Origin of the sequence: Sphingomonas sp. SORGH_AS_0950, from assembly GCF_030818415.1 — a bacterium.
Classification (GTDB): Bacteria; Pseudomonadota; Alphaproteobacteria; order Sphingomonadales; family Sphingomonadaceae; genus Sphingomonas.
Window position 1 is genome coordinate 386066 of the sequence record NZ_JAUTAE010000001.1, and the last position, 17750, is coordinate 403815.

Annotated in this window: 13 protein-coding genes; 10 read left to right on the top strand and 3 right to left on the bottom strand. The window is 65.9% G+C overall.

Translation table 11 applies throughout. From position 1 onward, the window contains the following. Window positions 1-4 precede the first annotated feature (4 nt). From QE385_RS01580 to QE385_RS01590, 3 genes are all read left to right on the top strand, one after another. The gene (locus QE385_RS01580) at window positions 5-1366 is read left to right on the top strand and encodes an L-serine ammonia-lyase (RefSeq protein ID WP_307098403.1); all 1362 of its coding nucleotides are present in this window, start codon (window positions 5-7) and stop codon (window positions 1364-1366) included. Between the two features lie 10 nt (window positions 1367-1376). After that, the gene (locus QE385_RS01585) at window positions 1377-1883 is read left to right on the top strand and encodes a prolyl-tRNA synthetase associated domain-containing protein (protein WP_307098405.1); all 507 of its coding nucleotides are present in this window, start codon (window positions 1377-1379) and stop codon (window positions 1881-1883) included. Window positions 1884-1952: 69 nt separating this feature from the next. Beyond that, window positions 1953-2927 (top strand): LysR family transcriptional regulator, encoded by a 975-nt coding sequence (locus tag QE385_RS01590; protein WP_307098407.1) that lies wholly within the window; start codon window positions 1953-1955, stop codon window positions 2925-2927. A gap of 24 nt (window positions 2928-2951) precedes the next feature. Here the strand turns inward: QE385_RS01590 and QE385_RS01595 are convergent, their stop codons facing one another. Then, window positions 2952-3998: a GlxA family transcriptional regulator gene (locus tag QE385_RS01595; protein WP_307098410.1), complete on the bottom strand. Its 1047-nt coding sequence runs from the start codon at window positions 3996-3998 to the stop codon at window positions 2952-2954. A 164-nt stretch (window positions 3999-4162) separates the two neighbouring features. On the opposite strand from QE385_RS01595, the gene QE385_RS01600 reads away from it, so the two are divergent. The 6 genes from QE385_RS01600 (at window position 4163) to QE385_RS01625 (ending at window position 11811) form a co-directional block, all read left to right on the top strand. Further along, entirely contained in the window at window positions 4163-4912 is a 750-nt protein-coding gene (locus QE385_RS01600) for an electron transfer flavoprotein subunit beta/FixA family protein (protein ID WP_307098412.1), read from the top strand. Between the two features lie 23 nt (window positions 4913-4935). Further along, window positions 4936-5868, top strand: a complete 933-nt coding sequence (locus QE385_RS01605; protein WP_307098413.1) for an electron transfer flavoprotein subunit alpha/FixB family protein — start codon at window positions 4936-4938, stop codon at window positions 5866-5868. Window positions 5869-5888: 20 nt separating this feature from the next. After that, complete coding sequence (gene purU, locus QE385_RS01610; RefSeq protein WP_307098415.1) at window positions 5889-6746, top strand: formyltetrahydrofolate deformylase; 858 nt, start codon at window positions 5889-5891, stop codon at window positions 6744-6746. Between the two features lie 59 nt (window positions 6747-6805). Then, on the top strand, window positions 6806-9367 hold the full coding sequence (locus QE385_RS01615; RefSeq protein WP_307098417.1) for an FAD-dependent oxidoreductase: 2562 nt from the start codon (window positions 6806-6808) through the stop codon (window positions 9365-9367). A gap of 120 nt (window positions 9368-9487) precedes the next feature. After that, window positions 9488-10735: an SRPBCC family protein gene (locus QE385_RS01620; RefSeq protein WP_307098420.1), complete on the top strand. Its 1248-nt coding sequence runs from the start codon at window positions 9488-9490 to the stop codon at window positions 10733-10735. Then, window positions 10732-11811, top strand: coding sequence for a hybrid-cluster NAD(P)-dependent oxidoreductase (locus QE385_RS01625; RefSeq protein WP_307098423.1), 1080 nt, complete (start codon window positions 10732-10734; stop codon window positions 11809-11811). Before QE385_RS01620 ends, QE385_RS01625 begins: the two co-directional genes overlap by 4 nt. 74 nt (window positions 11812-11885) lie before the next feature. Here the strand turns inward: QE385_RS01625 and QE385_RS01630 are convergent, their stop codons facing one another. Beyond that, a complete protein-coding gene (locus QE385_RS01630) occupies window positions 11886-12923 on the bottom strand; it encodes an HAD family hydrolase (protein WP_307098424.1) in 1038 nt (345 codons plus the stop codon). After that, window positions 12920-14980, bottom strand: a complete 2061-nt coding sequence (locus QE385_RS01635; protein ID WP_307098426.1) for a phosphocholine-specific phospholipase C — start codon at window positions 14978-14980, stop codon at window positions 12920-12922. The genes QE385_RS01630 and QE385_RS01635 overlap by 4 nt, the downstream gene beginning before the upstream one ends. A 291-nt stretch (window positions 14981-15271) precedes the next feature. On the opposite strand from QE385_RS01635, the gene QE385_RS01640 reads away from it, so the two are divergent. Further along, window positions 15272-17686: a TonB-dependent receptor gene (locus QE385_RS01640; protein WP_307098428.1), complete on the top strand. Its 2415-nt coding sequence runs from the start codon at window positions 15272-15274 to the stop codon at window positions 17684-17686. The last annotated feature ends 64 nt before the right edge of the window (window positions 17687-17750 follow it).

Consider the following 17750-nt stretch of genomic DNA (forward strand, 5'->3'; position numbering starts at 1 on the left):
GCCGATGCTGGGCGTGCGGGACCTGTTTCGCGTCGGCATCGGGCCTTCCTCGTCGCACACGGTCGGGCCGATGAAGGCGGCGCACGGCTTTGCGGCAAGGCTGCGGGGCCTGGCGTTCGAGCGAGTGCGGGTCGACCTTCTGGGCTCGCTGGCCTGGACGGGCATGGGCCATGCGACGGACAAGGCGGTCATGCTGGGCCTTGCGGGCTTTCTCCCCGACACGATCGAGCCGGAGCAGATCGACCTGGTCGTCGAGCAGGCCCGTGCCGCGCGGAGCCTGGTGGTGGCCGGACGGGCGATCGCCTTCGATCCCGACGCCGACATCGTCTTCGACCGCGACGGCGAGACGCCGGTCCATCCCAACACGCTGCGTCTCGTCGCGCTGGGCCGGGACGGGGAGACCCTGGTCAGCGAGCGTTGGTGCTCGATCGGCGGCGGGTTCATCGTGCCGGAGGAACGGTTCGGGGAAGATGCGGCCGAGGACGATCCGGGCGAGCCGCCCTTTCCGTTTCGCACCGCCGCGCAGTTGCTGGCCATCTGCCGTCGGCACGGCCTGTCGATCGCCGAGGTGATGCGCGCCAACGAGCGCGCGCGCGCCTCGGAGGAGGAACTGGATGCCTATCTGGACCGGGTCATCGCGGTGATGATGAGCTGCATCGACCGGGGGATGCAGACCGAGGGGGTCTTGCCGGGGCGGCTGAAGGTACCGCGCCGCGCGCCCGCCCTGCGCCAGAAGCTGGCCGGCGACCGTTTCCGCAACCGGCAGGCGCCGCACAATATCATGGACCATATCAGCCTGTTCGCCATCGCGGTGAACGAGGAGAATGCGGCGGGCGGGCGCGTCGTCACCGCACCGACCAACGGCGCCGCCGGGGTCGTGCCCGCCGTGCTGCGCTATTACCGTGATTTCTGGCCCGATGCCGACCGCGCGGGCATGCACGACTTCCTGCTGACCGCCGGTGCGATCGGGGTGCTGACCAAGCTCAACGCCTCGATCTCTGGCGCGGAGGTCGGCTGTCAGGGGGAGGTCGGGACCGCCAGCGCGATGGCCGCCGCCGGTCTGGCTGCGGTGATGGGAGCCAGCGACGCGCAGACCGAGAATGCGGCCGAGATCGCGATGGAGCATCATCTGGGCATGACCTGCGATCCGGTCGCGGGGCTGGTGCAGGTGCCCTGCATCGAGCGCAATGCCTTTGGTGCGATCAAGGCGATCAATGCGGCATCCCTGTCGCTGCGCGGCGACGGGACGCATATCGTCTCGCTCGACCAGGTGATCGAGACGATGATGCGCACCGGCACCGACATGCACGCCAAGTACAAGGAGACGTCGCAAGGCGGCCTGGCGGTGAGTTTCCCCGAATGTTGACGAGTGGATCATGACCGAAGACGAAATCTACGCCCAGTTCGAGGCCGCCGGGATCGCGATGGAGAAGATCGAGCATCCGCCCGTCTTCACCGTCGAGGAGAGCGCGGGCATCCATGCCGCCTTGCCCGCCGCGCACACCAAGAACCTGTTCCTGAAGGACAAGCAGAAGCGTTTCTGGCTGATCGTGCTGCCGCATGACCGGCGCGCCGACCTGAAGGCTTTTGCCGAGACGCTGGGTGCGGGCAAATTCTCGTTCGGCAAGCCCGACGAGATGGAGCAGCTGCTGGGCGTGACGCCGGGCGCGGTGACGCCGCTGGCGGTCACGCACGAGCCGCCCGGCCCGGTGTCGCTGGTCTTTGACGAGAGCTTCCGCCACGCCGAGCGGATCGCCGTCCATCCGCTGCGCAACAGCGCGACCATCGCGGTGCCGTTCGCGCCGATGGTCGCGTGGCTTGAGGGGCTTGGCCATGACGTGCGGGTCGTCGCGCTGCCGGGCGGGGCATCCGCGGCGCCGTGAGGTCGCGATCCTGATGATCCGACCGGACGGTGTCGCCGACATCCTCCACCACATGGGACGGTAATGCCAATGTCCGCCAGATTGACGCCCGGCTTCGACCTCAACGCCGTGGAGGTCTTCATCCTGACCTCCGAGCTTGGCGGCATGACCCAGAGCGCGCGGCATCTGGGCATGACGCAATCGGCCGTGTCGCAGATCATCTCGAAGCTCGAAATGGCGCTCAATACGCGTCTGTTCGATCGCACCATGCGCCCGCTGGCGCTGACCCCGGCGGGCAAGCTGTTGCGGCGCGAAGGCGCGGAACTGGTCGCGGCGGCCAGGATGCTGGCACGCGAGGTGTGCGAGCAATCCTCGCAGACCGCCGAATGCGTCGTCGTCGCCATGGCCGAGAGCATCGCCAACCACCTGACCGCGCCATTGCTGCGCGCGCTGGGGTCGCGGGCGCAGCAATGGCAGATGCGATCGGGCATCTCGCTGGTCCAGCACCGCGAATTCCTGGCGCGCAGCATCGACATGCTGATCACGGGGTCCAGCCAGCTGGAGGATGTCGAGGAGATCGAGCATCACCCGATCATGGAGGAACCCTTCGTGATCGTCGCGCCCGCCGCCTATGCGGACATGCCGGTTTCGATCGAGGCGATGACCCAGCTGCCATTTGTCCGCTATTCGCTCCTGTCGGCGATGGGGCAACGGATCGAACGCCAGCTCGCCCGGATGAAGCTGCGCATTCCCAATGTGATCGAAGTGGATTCCACCCATCAGCAATTGTCCACCGTCGTCGCGCTGGAAGGGTGGAGCATCGCCACCCCGCTGTGCCTGGCCAGTCAGATCGAGCTTCTGCCCGCGCTGACGGTGTTGCCGATGCCGCGGGGGAGCTTTCGCCGTCGCATCCAGCTGGTGGCGCGCAAGGGCGAATTCGGCGACCTGCCGCGCGACATGGCGCTTCAGGCCGCCGCGATCCTGCGGGGCGGGAAAGTGGAATCGCTGATCCGCATGTTTCCCTGGATCGAGGACGCCATGGCCTGGGAGGGGGCGCCCTCATAGGGTGAAGTCTCGTCTGCCCGCGCCTCAATCACATGCGGCGCTGGCGACGGCGCGGCCGTTGGCCAGCGCGTGGCGGGATTCCAGCGGCGAACATCCGAAGCGCCGCCGGAACATGCGGCTCATATGCGAGGAGTCGCAGAAGCCGCACTCCACCGCGATCATGGTGATCGATTTGGCGCTGCTTTCCAGCATGTGCCGCGCGAGCGACAGCCGAATGTCCATGAACGCCGCCTGCGGCGATACCCCCAATGCCGTCTTGAAGCGGCGTTCCAGCTGCCTCTTGCTCTTCCCCATGCGCTGGGCGATGTCGGCGACCGACAGCGGCGTCTCGATATTCTGCTGGGTGATCAGCAGCGCGCGCAGGACGATGGGATCGTCGGTACGATAATCGAGCATCGCGCCGGGCTGGGCCTTTTCGCCGGTCAGCGCCTCGTCGATGATCATGATGTGCAGGCTCTTGCTGGCCTGCGCCCGCCCGACATGCTTGTCGACCAGATAGGCGGCGAGATGCGCCGAACTCGCGCCCCCGGAACAGGTCAGCCGGTCGCGGTCGACGATGAAGATCTGGTCGGACACCGGGTCCAGCCCGTCAAACTGGTCCAGGAAGTCGCGGTGGTGGAACCAGCTGACGCAGCATTTATACCCGGCCAGCACGCCCGCGCTGTGGAGCAGGAACGCGCCCGTGCACACCCCCACCAGCGGCACGCCCAGCGCGGCGGCCTTGCGCAAATAGGCGACATATTCGCTGTCGAAGCCGTCTATTTCATCGACCAGTCCGCCCACCACGACGATATAGTCGAAGCGGGTGGGGTCGCCCAGCTGTTCGTCGGGCTGGATGGCGATGCCGGAACTGGAGGGGATGGCGGCGGAGTTGCCCGACAGGATTTTCCAGTCGCACAAGATATGTCGGCTGCGATCGCCCTCGTCGGCGGCGAGCCGCAAGACGTCCACGAAGTTGGCGAAGGCGCACAGCGTGAACCGCCGCGCGAGAATGAAACCGACCGACAATCGCAGCCCCTTTGCACGGCGTTGCAGCGACGCGCTCAGCACCGACGGTGGGGGGCGATCCATTCCGTTCTCCGGTCGGCCGATAAACTTCGGACGGCATGTCGTAGAGTTTGTGTCCATTTGACGCAAATATTCTTTCCGCCTCAGCGCACCCCGTCGCAAACCTACTGTTGTCGAAAGGGATTTCACCCGGTTCGGCACGATTATTCTGGCGAGGGGGCGGCGGAATGAAGGTGATGGTGCCCGTCAAGCGCGTGGTCGATCACAATGTGAAGATTCGCGTCAAAAGCGACGGATCGGGGGTCGATCTCGCCCATGTGAAGATGGCGATGAACCCCTTTGACGAGATCGCGGTCGAGGAAGCGGTGCGGCTGAAGGAAGCCGGGATCGCCACCGAGATCGTCGTGGTCTCGATCGGCCCGGCCCAGGCGCAGGACGTGCTGCGCAGCGCGCTGGCGATCGGTGCGGACCGGGCGATCCTCGTAAAGACCGACACGATGCCCGAGCCGCTGGCGGTCGCCAAATTGTTGCGGGAGATCGCCGCGCGCGAGGGGCCGGGACTGATCCTGCTCGGCAAGCAGGCTATCGACGATGACGCCAACCAGACCGGGCAGATGCTGTCGGCGCTGCTGGGCTGGTCGCAGGCGACCTTCGCATCGCATATCGCCGTCGCCGACGGCGTGGCCGATGTGAAGCGCGAGGTCGATGGCGGCCTTCAGCTGATCCGGGTCGCTCTGCCCGCGGTCATATCGGTCGACCTTCGCCTCAACGAGCCGCGCTATGCCTCGCTGCCGAACATCATGAAGGCCAAGAAAAAGCCGCTCGAAGAGGTCGACGCCGACAGCCTGGGCGTCGACGTCGCGCCGCGCCTGACGGTGCTGACCACCGAGGAGCCGAAGGTCCGCGAGCCGGGCGTGCGCCTGGGTTCGGCGGCCGAACTGGTCGGCAGGCTGAAGGAAGCGGCCGGCATCCTTTGATCGCGAAGGGGGGAGCGAGAGCAATGTCCATTCTTCTATTGGCCGAACACGACAATTCGACCCTTTCGGAACTGACCGCGCGCGCGCTGACCGCCGCGTCGGCGATCGGGGGCGAGGTCGACCTGTTGGTGGCGGGCCTGGGTGCGCGGGATGTGGCGCTGGCCGCGTCCCGACTGGCCGGGGTGCGGCGCGTGCTGCTGGCCGAGGGGGCGGCACTGGAACACCGGCTGGCCGAACCTACCGCCGCGCTGATCGTGTCGCTGGCCGGTGGCTATGACGCGATCGTCGCACCGGCGAGCAGCAACGGCAAGAGCATCCTGCCGCGCGTGGCCGCGCTGCTGGACGTCATGCAATTGTCGGAGATCGTGGCGGTCGTCGCGCCCGACACGTTCAAACGGCCGGTCTATGCGGGCAATGCGGTGCAGACGGTGCGGTCGGCGGACCCGGTCAAGGTGGTGACGGTCCGCACGGCGGCCTTCGCGGCGGCGGCTTTCCGGGATGACCTAGCCGAGATCGTGACGGTCGACGTACCGGATGCGCCGGGCTTGTCGACCTTCGTCGAAAATCGCTTCGCCGCCAGCGAGCGTCCCGATCTGGCCGCCGCGCGGATCGTCGTGTCGGGCGGTCGCGCGCTGGGATCGGCGGAGAAGTTCCGCGAGACGATCCTGCCGCTCGCCGACCGGCTGGGGGCGGCGGTCGGCGCGTCGCGCGCGGCGGTCGATGCGGGCTATGCGCCCAATGACTGGCAGGTCGGACAGACCGGCAAGATCGTCGCGCCCGACCTCTATGTCGCCTGCGGCATCTCCGGCGCGATCCAGCATCTGGCGGGGATGAAGGATGCCAAGGTGATCGTCGCCATCAACAAGGACGAAGACGCGCCGATCTTCCAGGTCGCCGATTACGGCCTGGTCGGCGACCTTTTCGAGGTGCTGCCTGAACTCGAACGTCAGCTCTGAGCCCTAGCGAAAGCCTTTCCATGACCGAGAAATCCTATGTCATACGGCTGGGTTGCAAGGACCAGCCGGGCATCGTGGCCGCCGTCACCACCGCGCTGGCGGGGCTGGGGGCCAATATCCTGGAATCGAACCAGTTCTGGGATCGGCAGGCGGATCATTTCTTCCTGCGGATCGCGGTGACGGTGAGCGAGGCGGTGACGCGCGACGCGATCGAGGGGGTGCTGCACCCCGCCATCGCGCGCTTCGGCCTCGATCTGACGATCGTCGATGTCGCCGAGCGTCCGAAGATCATCGTGATGGTCTCGAAGTTCGACCATGCGATGCATCACCTGCTGTACCAGATCAAGGTTCGCTGGCTGAACGCCGAGGTCGTCGCGATCGTCTCCAACCACGACGTGGCGCGCAGGGCGGCGGAGATCGAGGGCGTGCCCTTTCATCACTGGCCGGTCACGAAGGACAACAAGGCCGAGCAGGAAGCCAAGCTGCTCGCCCTGGTCGAGGAGACGGGGGCGGAACTGGTGGTGCTCGCCCGCTATATGCAGGTGTTGTCGAACGAGCTGTCCGAACGGCTCTATGGCCGGGTCATCAACATCCACCACTCGTTCCTGCCGAGCTTCAAGGGGGCCAAGCCCTATCATCAGGCGCATGAGCGCGGGGTCAAGCTGATCGGCGCGACCGCCCATTACGTCACCCCCGACCTGGACGAGGGGCCGATCATCGAACAGGAAACCGAGCGGGTCAGCCATATGATGACCAGCGAGGATTTCGTCGCGGCGGGTCGCGACATCGAATCGCGCGTGCTGGCCCGCGCCGTCAAATATCATCTCGAAGGGCGGGTGATGCTCAACAGCCACCGCACCGTGGTGTTCGCGCCGTGAAGGCCGGGCGGATGCACGACATGATCCCCGCGACGACCCCGTACCGATAGGAGTAGAGAATGGCAGCGCTTCCCGAAAAGGCCCGTGTCGTGATCGTCGGCGTCGGCGGTATCGTCGGCGCATCGGTCGTCCATCATCTGGTCGAACGCGGCTGGGACGATATTGTCGGCATCGACAAGTCGGGCGTGCCGACCGATATCGGCTCGACCGCCCATGCCTCCGACTTCTGCTACGCGACCAGTCACGACTATCTGTCGACCTGGACGACGCTCTACTCGATCGATTTCTTCGAGAAGATGGGCCATTATTCCCGCATTGGCGGGCTGGAGGTCGCGCGGGTCGGCGACGACCAGCGGATGGACGAGATCCGTCGCAAGGTCGCCTCGGGCAAGGCGTTCGGGACGCGCGCGGAGCTGGTCGATCCCGCGACGATCAAGGCGAAGTTTCCGCTGATCGAGGAAAGCCTGGTACAAGGCGGACTGTGGGACCCGGATGCCGGTCTGGTCGTCCCCCGGTCGCAGACCGTGGCGGGCAAGCTGGTCGACCAGGCGGTCGCGGCGGGCAAGCTGACCGTCTTCGCCAACAACCAGGCGGAGTCGCTGATCATCGAGGATGGGCGGATCAAGGGCGTGGTGACGACGCGCGGGACGATCATGGCCGATTATGTCGTCGTCTGCACCGGCCTGTGGGGCCGCCTGATCGCCGAGATGGCGGGAGAGGATCTGCCGGTCTTCCCGGTCGACCACCCGCTGACCTTCTTCGGTCCGTACAAGGCGTTCGAGGGCACGGGGAAGGACATCGGCTATCCGCTGCTGCGCGATCAGGGCAATTCGGCCTATATGCGCGATACCGGCGATCCCCGCACGACCGAGGGCGGGCAGATCGAATGGGGTTATTATGAGGAGCACGCGCCCCGCCTCGTCCATCCGCGCGACCTGCTGGAGAAGGAGGAGGCGCGCCTCTCGCCGTCGCAGCGCGACCTGAAGATGGAACAGGTGCTCGAACCGCTGGAACGCGCGATCGAACTGACCCCGATCCTGGGCGAGCTGGGCTATAACGAGGGGCATTCGTTCAACGGCCTGCTCCAGACCACTACCGATGGCGGTCCGTCGATCGGGGAGAGCCAGAAGGTGCGCGGGCTGTGGTATGCGGTCGGTATCTGGGTGAAGGACGGCCCGGGCATGGGCAAGCTGGTCGCCGACTGGATGACCGACGGGCGCACCGCGATCGACCATGCCAGCATCGATTATGCGCGGTTCAACCCGTTCCAGCTGGAGGCGAAGTTCATCGAGGAACGCTGCCTCGAGACCGCCGCCAAGATCTACAATCCGCCGGTCCACCCGCGCGAGCCCTTTTCGGGCGGTCGCGGCATCCGCCGTTCGCCCTTCTGGGAGCGTGAGAAGGAACTGGGCGGCTATTTCATGGAACTGGGCGGCTGGGAACGCGCGCATGGCTATGCCGCGAACGAGCATCTGCTGGAAAAATATGCCGATCAGGTGCCAGTGCGCGAGAATGAGTGGGACAATCGCCATTTCTGGCGCGTGTCCAACGCCGAGCAGCTGGAACTCAGCGCCGATTGCGGCCTGATCAACCTGTCCCACTTCCACATCACCGACATCGAGGGGCCGGATCACGTCGCGCTGATGGAGTGGCTGTGCGCGGCGAAGGTCGGCGGCGATGCGACGATCGGGAAGGGGGTCTATACCCATTTCCTGGATGACGAGGGCAATGTCCGCGCCGACTTCACCGTCTTCCGCCTCGCCGACCGCTGCCGCCTGGTGAACGGCGCCGATGCGGGGCCGCGCGACGTTCATTATATGCGCCGCGTCGCGCAGGATCGTGGGCTGGACGTGACCGTCACCGACGTGACCGAGAAGTACGTCACCATCGGCATCTGGGGCCCGAACGCCCGCGTCAATCTTCAGAAGGTGGTGGAGGACCCCGACGCGCTGTCGCTGGAGAATTTCCCCTTCGCCGCGATCCGCACCGTTCGCATCGCGGGCAGGGACGTGATGGCGTTCCGCATCTCCTATGTCGGTGAACAGGGGTGGGAGCTGCACATGGCCTATGAGGACGGACTGGCGGTGTGGGATGCGCTGCGCTCGACCGGGGTGATCGCGGTCGGCATCGAGACCTATGCCAATTCGCGGCGCATGGAGAAAAGCCTGCGCCTGCAGAATGCCGACCTGCTGACCCATTATAATCTGCTCGAAGCCGATCTGGCGCGCCCCAAGGCCAAGGAAGCCGATTTCCGCGGCAAGGCGAAGCATCTGGAACACCGCGCGCGCGCGCATCAGCCCGCCAAGCTGTGCACGCTGGTGATGACCGACAATGTCGATGCGAAGGGGGTGAAGCGCTATCCCGTCGGCATCCTGCCGGTGATCGATCCCGAGACGGGCGAAGTGCCGGTCGACGAACTGGGGCGGCGGTCCTACACCAGCTCGATCGCCTATGGCCCCTCGATCGGCAAGAATATCGCGCTGGCCTATCTGCCCTGGGCACTGTGCCAGGAGGGGCGCAAGCTGGAGGTCGAGTATTTCGGGGAGCGTTACCCGGTGGAGGTCGCCTCGGTCGGCTATCGCCCGCTCTACGACCCCGAAAACCGCAAGCCGAAGAGCTGACGCCAGCGACTATTAGCAAATGCCGGGTTGCTCATAAAATCAGCGTTGCGACAATGATCCCCGAAGCTCGCCCGTGTGATTCACGTCGGTCGGGACCACCATGAGAAGAAGGATGGCAAGGTGAACGCCCGTAGCGAGATGCTGAACCTGATCCGGTCCCGCAAGGCGGGATATTCGCTGCCGCAGCCCTTCTATGTCGACCAGGATTTCTTCGACCTGGATCTGGAGCTGATCTGGTATCGCGACTGGCTGTTCGCCGGGCATGACTGCGAGCTTGCCAAGCCGGGCAGCTATTTCACGATGCAGGTCGGGGCCTATCCGATCGTCGTCCTGCGCGATCGCGATGGGGCGATCCGGGCCTTCCACAATAGCTGCCGCCACCGGGGCAGCCGGGTGTGCAGCGCGGAACGGGGCGTCGCTGCCAAGCTGGTCTGCCCCTATCACCAATGGACCTATAATCTGGACGGTTCGCTGGCCTTCGCGCGCCAGATGGGCGAGGATTTCGACCGCAGCCTGCATTCGCTGAAGCCCGTCGCGTGCGAGAGTGTCGCAGGCTATATCTTCGTCTGCCTCGCGGCCGAGCCGCCCGCCTTTGCGCCCTTCAGCGACCTGATGCGCCCCTATTTCGCGCCGCATAACCTGGCCGATGCGAAGATCGCCTTTCAGTCGACCATCGTCGAGAAGGGCAATTGGAAGCTGGTGTGGGAAAACAACCGCGAATGCTATCATTGCGCGGGCAGTCATCCCGAACTGTGCAAGACCTATTCGGAATCGCCGAACGTCACCGGCGTCGCGGGCGGTGGCGAGGACCCCGAGATGGCCAACCACTGGGCGCGATGCGAGGCGGCGGGACTGCCCGCGCAATTCCGCATGCACGACAGCGGCCAGTTCCGCGCGATCCGTGCGCCGCTGCTGCGCGATGCCGAAAGCTATACGATGAACGGAGCGCGGGCGGTGGCGCGCGGGCTGTCGGACGGGGTGGCGGCCGAGCGCATCGGCGCGTTGATGCTCTTCAACTATCCGACGACGTGGAACCACGTCCTGATCGACCATGCGGTCACCTTCCGCGTGATGCCGATCGGGCCGAACGAGACGGCGGTGACGACCAAATGGCTGGTCCACAAGGATGCGGTGGAGGGTGTCGACTATGACCTCGACCGGCTGACCCATGTCTGGACGCAGACCAACAACCAGGATCGTCGCATCGTTGAGGAGAATGCGCTGGGCATCCGCTCTCCCGCCTATGAACCGGGGCCCTATTCGCCCTTGCAGGAAGGCGGCGTGATCCAGTTCGTCGACTGGTATGCGCGCTCCGTCGAGGAACGGCTGGGCGGGGCCGGGCGGGGCCATGTCCGGCGCGTGGCATGACCGGGGGGCCGCATCTGCATCTCGATGACATGGGCGTGTGGAACGACCGGCTCCACCAACTGGAGGTGATCGGCGTCCATGCCGAAACCCCGACGGTCCGGACCTTCGTCTTCCGCGCCGATCCCGGCCTCTGGTTCCGCTATCGTCCGGGCCAGTTCGTGACGCTGGAACTCCCGATTGAGGGTGGGCCGCTGCTGCGCACCTATACCCTGTCGTCCTCGCCATCGCGTCCCCTGTCGGTGGCGGTGACGGTCAAGGCGCAGGCGGAGAGCATCGGCACGCGATGGATGTTCGATCATCTGCGCGTCGGCATGCGGCTGCGCGCTTATGGTCCGACGGGGCATTTCACCCATGTCGCCCATCCGGCGTCGCGCTATCTGTTCGTGTCGGCGGGATCGGGCATCACCCCGATGATGGCGATGCTCCGCTGGATCGCCGATGTCGCGCCGGACAGCGACGTGGCCTTCGTCACCGCTGCGCGCAGTCCCGACGAACTGATCTTCCGGCACGAACTCGAACTGCTCGACCGGCAGATGCCGAAGCTGGCGCTGAGCATGATCGTGCGCGACACGCCGCCGGGCGGGGCCTGGACCGGGCATCGCGGCCGTCTGGACGCCACGCGGCTGCCCATCCTCGTGCCCGATATGCTGACGCGCGAGGTGTTCTGCTGCGGCCCCGATGGCTTCATGAGCGCCGTGCGCGGCATCCTCGCCGATGCGGGACACGACATGGCGCGCTATCATCAGGAGAGTTTCGGGGATTTGCCGGTGGCGACCCGCGAGGCACCCGCCGAGCAGGCCGCGCCGGATGCCGATGCGGCGACGATCCGGTTCCTGGAATCCGACGTCGCAGCGGTCGCGCCCGCAGGCCAGACCGTCCTCGAAATCGCCCGCTCGGTCGGCGTGCGCATCCCGGCCGCCTGTGAGTCCGGGCTTTGCGGCACCTGCAGGATCAGCCTGGCCGCCGGAGCGGTCGACATGAACCACAATGGCGGCATCCTCGATGAGGATATCGCGGACGGATATATCCTCGCCTGCTGCTCCGTTCCGCGCGGCGATGTGCAGGTCGGGGCCTAGCCGCCCGCTGATCCTGCCCTCCATCACGACGCGTTCGCCCGCAGGCCTTTCGGGCGCTGCGGGCAAAGCGTTGTTCAATCGCCGCGGGCGAGATCGGTCTGGAAGGGGGAGATCCAGTGCTGGTCGAATGCCCCCGTGCCGCTTTCGCGCCCATGCGACCCGTCGGCCATGAAATGGCGCCGCGCGAGCAGGGCGGTGTTGGGCGTCGCACGACGTTCCACCCAGATCCGCAATCCGTCGGCATAGAATAGCATCGGCCAGTCGCTGGCGCTGTCCCCGGCGGCGAGCAGCGGATGGCGCACCGGGTCGATATAGGTCCGGATGGCCGCGACCTTGCCCTCATGCCAGGTGAGCGGCGCCCAAAGTGTCGGGGTCAGGACCATGTCGGCGTGATGCTCGGCGGAATAGACGCCGTCGAGGAAATGCCCCTTGGCGATCTGTTGCCGGGCGGTCGTCACCGCCCCGGTTTCCGGATCGCGCAGCAGCATGGTGACGCCGATCACCCGGTCCGGCGGCACGTCTAGCCCATAGCGCGGATCGGAGACGACCATCCGCACCAGCTCCTCGAGCGAGGCGGTGACGACATAGATCCGCACGCCCCGCGCGCGCAGGGCGGCGAGCAACTGGCGCTGCCCCGGCATGATGCGGGGCGGCATGACCGTGCCCGCAACCTCGCGATCGCCCACCCGGTAGCGGACCGGGATCGGTCGCCCGTCGGCGATCATCGCGTCGACCTGCTGCTTCAACAGCTTCAGCGACAGGCCCGAGAAAGCCTGGGCGATCCAAGGATAGCATAGATTGTCATCGACCTCGCATAGCCGATGATAATAGCCATACAGGCTTTCCCCCGGCAGCATCGGCACCGGCTTCAGCATGGGATCGAGACGGTCCGCCTGCAGGAACCCATGGTTTTCCAGCCATGGCAGCAGCGATTCCTCGAGGTCGCTGACCCACAGCGTATTGTCGGCGTCGAAGGTCGCATAGTCGCCGGGCTGGGCGTGCGACAGCGTCGTATCGATCGCGGCCCGCTCGGCCGGTGTCCAGTTGGCGAGCGGATCGGGGGCGGCACCGACCAGGGCGACGGATGCCAGTGCCATGACGAGCCGCTTCATGCCGACGCTCCCGTCCGGATCGCGGGATCGCTGCGGCTGGGACGCCCCGTCTCGACATGACCGGCGAAGCGGCGGGTCCATGCCGTGCCCGCTATCGCGACCGTCAGGTCGTACCAATGGTCGTTCCCCGCCACGTCATAGCCGATGGTGCGGGTCGCGCCGGGCGCCATCCGCCATGTCTGTTCGGGATGGCCGGTACCGGCAGGGGGTGTCACCGCGACCCGGATGGGCGCGGTGCCGTGATGCGTGATCGTCAGCATGATCCTGTCACCTCTCTCAGCCAGGGACGCGTGCAGTCCCGGCGGTCCGTCCATCGTCCCGGAAAGCCCGCGCAGGAAACCATTTGGCCCATGGATTTCCAGTCGATAGCCGCCGTGCGCGGGAAGGCCGTGCGGCGTATCCGACATGCTGGTGCCGGGCAGGACAGTGTAGTGCCATGGCCCCGCCATTCCCATCACGTCGTACACTGCGAAGACGGCGGCGGCTGTCCCGGTATTGGCGAAGCGCAACGCCAGGCCCGGCGCTGCCGCTTCGTCGACCGCCAGCCGATAGGGCAATGGCCGCGCCGGACGGCCTCCCGGCTCCTGCACGGGCGGATCGCCGACGGTGCCAGGCACGGGATCGGGCAGGCGGGCCTGACGGGAGAGTCGGACCACGGCATCGCGCGTCGATGGCAAGGCGTGCAGCGCCGACGCATCGGGGTCCTCGAAGTCGAACATGCTCGTCAGGTCGCCCGTGACCGCACGCCGCCACGGGCTGATATTGGGTTCCATGACGCCGAACCGCCGTTCCAGGAAACGCAGGACGGACGTGTGGTCGAAGACCTGGCTGTTCACCCATCCGCCCCGCGTCCATGGCGATACCACGATCAGGGGGACGCGGACGCCCAGTCCGACCGGCTGCCCGCGATAGCTCTCTCCCGCCACATCGATCCCCGACCGCCCGGCCGCCGGGGTCAGCGCCGGGAGCGGCCCCGGCATATGATCGAAAAAGCCGTCATTCTCGTCATAGGTGATGATCAGGGCGGTCCTCGCCCAGACCGCCGGGTTCGCGGTCAGCGCGTCGATCACCCGCGACACCAGCGATTCACCAAGTGCCGGTGGGGCCTCGGGATGCTCCGAATAACGCTGGGGAGCGACGATCCAGGACACCTGCGGCAGGGTCCCGGCGGCTACATCGGCGGCAAAGGCGTCGACCAGATGCTGGGCCGTGGTCTCCGCCGCGTTCGCCGCCGTTGAGCCCGGCACGATCGCCCGGCCGCGCCGATACAGTTCATCCTGCGGAGAAAGGCCCCGAAACGCCGCAAAATAGGCGAGGCTGTTGTCGCCGTAATTGTCATGTTCCTGGTACAGCTTCCAGCGGATGCCCGCCCGCTGCAACCGCTCGGCATAGGTGGTCCAGCGCGCGCCGGGAAAGTCGGGGCGGTCGCGGGCGGCGTCGCCGGTCCAGTTGCCGTCATCGGCATTGTCGACCGCCTGCGGACCGGAATCGCCGACGGTCAGGCCGCTGGTTCCCGTGAACAGATACATGCGGTTTGGGTTCGTCGGACCGTGAAGCGAGGCGTAATAGGCATCGCCGATCGTGAACGCATCGGCCAGCGCATAGTAAAAGGGTATGTCGGCGCGACGGAAATAGCCCATCGTCATGGGCGTCTTGTGCCGCACCCAGCAGTCATAGGCGGCCCATTCGGCGCTGTCCGACTTCCAGCTGTGATCCAGGCTCTTCAGCAGCTGGCCCCGCGTACGCGACGTGTCGAGGTGAAAGGGCGGGACGATCCCATGACCGTCGGCGCCCGGCTGGTGAAAGACGCTGCGCCCCGACCGCAGCGTCAGCGGCCTCGGATCGCCGAACCCTCGCACGCCCGACAGGGCGCCGAAATAATGATCGAAGGACCGGTTCTCCTGCATCAGGATCACGACATGGTCGATATCGGCGATCGTCCCGCTTCGGCGATCGGCGGGCAGCGCGAGGGCCCGCGCGATGGACGGTGGCATCGCGCAAGCTGTGGCAGCGCCCGCCATCGAGGACAGGAAATGACGGCGACTGTGCTGATCCATGTCGGCCTCCAAGCGCAGCCGGGCCTGTCGGTCCAACTCGCGATCGCTGCATTGAATAAACAATCAAGGAATGCTGGACAAGATCATTCTGGCCCTGTGCAATGTCCTGCTCCCCGGCATCGCACCTTGCCCGGCCCTAAGGGCATAGCGGCCATAACGTTCGCTAATATGCCCCATGGAAGATGCTGATCGGTCGTTCAACGTTTGTGAAACCATCTTGCAAAAATTTGTGCGGATGCGAACAATTGAATGCCGAATCGGGCCGTCGCGGAACATTTTGGGGGGTGTGGGATGACTAAGATCGTTGCCTATCTGCTTGCGGGAACGGGCATGCTCACAATGGCCGTTGCGGCCCAGGCACAGGATGTCGCCAAGGCGCCGAAGCCGGTCACCGGTGCGCAGGGTAATTCGGGCGATGCCGAGGCCGCCCATGGCGACATCGTCGTGCTGGGCTTTGGCCAGGCGCGCCAGGTGCAGACGGTCGCGGCCATCGATATGGAGCGCCTCACCCCCGGCACGTCGCCGCTCAAGGCGATCGCCAAGCTGCCGGGCGTCAATTTCCAATCGGCCGATGCGTTCGGTGCCTATGAATGGTCGACGCGGATCAGCTTGCGCGGGTTCAACCAGAACCAGCTCGGCTTCACGCTCGACGGGGTGCCGCTCGGCGACATGAGCTATGGCAATGTCAACGGCCTGCACATCAGCCGTGCGATCATTTCCGACAACCTCGCCAGCACGACCGTCGCGCAAGGGGCGGGTGCGCTCGGGACGGCGTCGACCAGCAACCTGGGCGGCACGCTGCAATTCGTCAGCCGCAAGCCGTCCGACGCATTCGACATCGTCGGGTCGGGCACCTATGGCAGCAACAATACGTGGCGCGGCTTCGCGCGGCTCGACACCGGCGATCTGGGCGGCGGGGTCAAGGGCTATCTCAGCTACGCCTATCTCACCACCGACAAGTGGAAGGGGTTCGGCCGCCAGCGCCAGCAGCAGGTCAATGCCAAGCTGATGAAGGACATGGGCGCGCGCGGCAGCATCACGGCCTTTGTCGATTATTCCGACCGGCGCGAGAATGATTATCAGGACCTGAGCTATGACATCATCCGGCGCCGGGGCCTGAACAACGACAATATTACCGACAATTATTCGCTCGCGCTGCAGATTGCGCGCGTCTACCAGAACCAGACCGCGCTCGCGAGCTATCAGAAGGCGAATAACGGCTCGTCGGCAGGCTTCGTCGCGCCCTGGACGGGTGCGGGCCTCACCTATCCCAGCGGGTTCGGGACACCCGACGACGCCTATTATAACGCGGCCGGTCTGCGCCGCGACGTGCTGGGGGGTGTGACCTTCGACGGCAAGCTGACCGATGAACTGTCGATCGTCTCGACCAGCTATTATCATTACAACAAGGGGCAGGGATCGTGGATCACCCCCTATTCGGCGACGCCCGCCGGTGCACTGGGGCCGGATGGAACGCCCTTGGCCGCGTCCTCGACATCGACCACGGGGCTCGCCTCGCCGCTGGGCTTTCGGGTCACCGAATATAGCATCAGCCGCGGGGGCAATCTGAGCAACCTGTTCTACGAGACCGGGGCGAACCGCTTCGAGGTCGGCGCCTGGTATGAGAGCAACAGCTTCACACAGGCGCGCCGCTTCTACGGCATGAACGACGGGACCAGCCCGAACCGCAACGCGCTCGAATTCCAGTCGAACCCGTATCGGACGCAGTGGTACGGCAAATACGACACCGAGACCCTGCAATATCATGTCGCCGACACGCTGACCCTCGGCAATCTGACGCTGAACGGCGGATGGAAGGGGATGCGCGTCAAGAACCAGGCGAACCTGCTGGTCGGCAGCCTGGTGAACGGCCGGATCAAGGCCGAGGACTGGTTCCTGCCGCAGGTCGGTGCGGTCTATCATGTGAGCGAGGCAGCCGAACTCTTCGCGAGCTACACCGAGAATATGCGCGCCTTCGTCTCCTCGGCGACGACCGGCCCGTTCGCGACGACCCAGGCGGGCTTCAACGGCATCCGTTCGACCCTGAAGCCCGAGACGTCGAAGACGATCGAGGGCGGCGGGCGACTGCGCAGCGGCGGGCTGCAATTGTCGGCGGTGGGCTATTTCATCGACTTCTCGAACCGGCTGCTCAGCTTCGCCAACGGGTCGGGCATCCAGGGCAATCCGCCCACGCTGAACAATGCGGGCAGTGTGCACAGCTATGGCGCGGAAGTGTCCGCCTTCTATCGCATCGTCCGGCCGCTCAGCCTGTTCGCCAGCTATTCCTATAACCACGCCACCTATCAGGACGATGTGAAGAACGCCGCCGGTGCCGTGCTGACCGCGACCGCCGGGAAGACGGTGGTCGATACGCCGGAGCATATGGTCAAGGGCGAGGTCGTCTATGACGACGGCCATGTCTTTGCCCGTGCCGGTGCGGACTATCTGTCGAAACGCTATTTCACCTATCTGAACGACCAGTCGGTGCCGGGTCGCGTGCTGGTCGATGCCAGCATCGGCTATCGCTTCGGCGAGGATGCGGGAGCGCTCCACGGCGTCGCGATCGAGGGCAGCGTGACCAACCTGACCGACAAGCGCTACATCTCGACCGTCGGGACCAATGGCTTCACCGCCAGCGGCGACAACCAGACCCTGCTCGCTGGCGCACCCCGCCAGTGGTTCGTCACGCTTCGGCGCGGCTTCTGATGCAGATCGCGGCGATATCCGGTCGCCGCGACCCATTCCCGCCTGCGCTCGATGGACCCTGTGC

Excerpts from the sequence above, each read along its gene's own strand:
- QE385_RS01580 (WP_307098403.1), top strand. The coding sequence starts at position 5 with ATGCTGGGCGTGCGGGACCTGTTTCGCGTCGGCATCGGGCCTTCCTCG.
- QE385_RS01585 (WP_307098405.1), top strand. The coding sequence starts at position 1,377 with ATGACCGAAGACGAAATCTACGCCCAGTTCGAGGCCGCCGGGATCGCG.
- QE385_RS01590 (WP_307098407.1), top strand. The coding sequence starts at position 1,953 with ATGTCCGCCAGATTGACGCCCGGCTTCGACCTCAACGCCGTGGAGGTC.
- QE385_RS01595 (WP_307098410.1), bottom strand. The coding sequence starts at position 3,998 with ATGGATCGCCCCCCACCGTCGGTGCTGAGCGCGTCGCTGCAACGCCGT.
- QE385_RS01600 (WP_307098412.1), top strand. The coding sequence starts at position 4,163 with ATGAAGGTGATGGTGCCCGTCAAGCGCGTGGTCGATCACAATGTGAAG.
- QE385_RS01605 (WP_307098413.1), top strand. The coding sequence starts at position 4,936 with ATGTCCATTCTTCTATTGGCCGAACACGACAATTCGACCCTTTCGGAA.
- purU (WP_307098415.1), top strand. The coding sequence starts at position 5,889 with ATGACCGAGAAATCCTATGTCATACGGCTGGGTTGCAAGGACCAGCCG.
- QE385_RS01615 (WP_307098417.1), top strand. The coding sequence starts at position 6,806 with ATGGCAGCGCTTCCCGAAAAGGCCCGTGTCGTGATCGTCGGCGTCGGC.
- QE385_RS01625 (WP_307098423.1), top strand. The coding sequence starts at position 10,732 with ATGACCGGGGGGCCGCATCTGCATCTCGATGACATGGGCGTGTGGAAC.
- QE385_RS01630 (WP_307098424.1), bottom strand. The coding sequence starts at position 12,923 with ATGAAGCGGCTCGTCATGGCACTGGCATCCGTCGCCCTGGTCGGTGCC.
- QE385_RS01635 (WP_307098426.1), bottom strand. The coding sequence starts at position 14,980 with ATGGATCAGCACAGTCGCCGTCATTTCCTGTCCTCGATGGCGGGCGCT.
- QE385_RS01640 (WP_307098428.1), top strand. The coding sequence starts at position 15,272 with ATGACTAAGATCGTTGCCTATCTGCTTGCGGGAACGGGCATGCTCACA.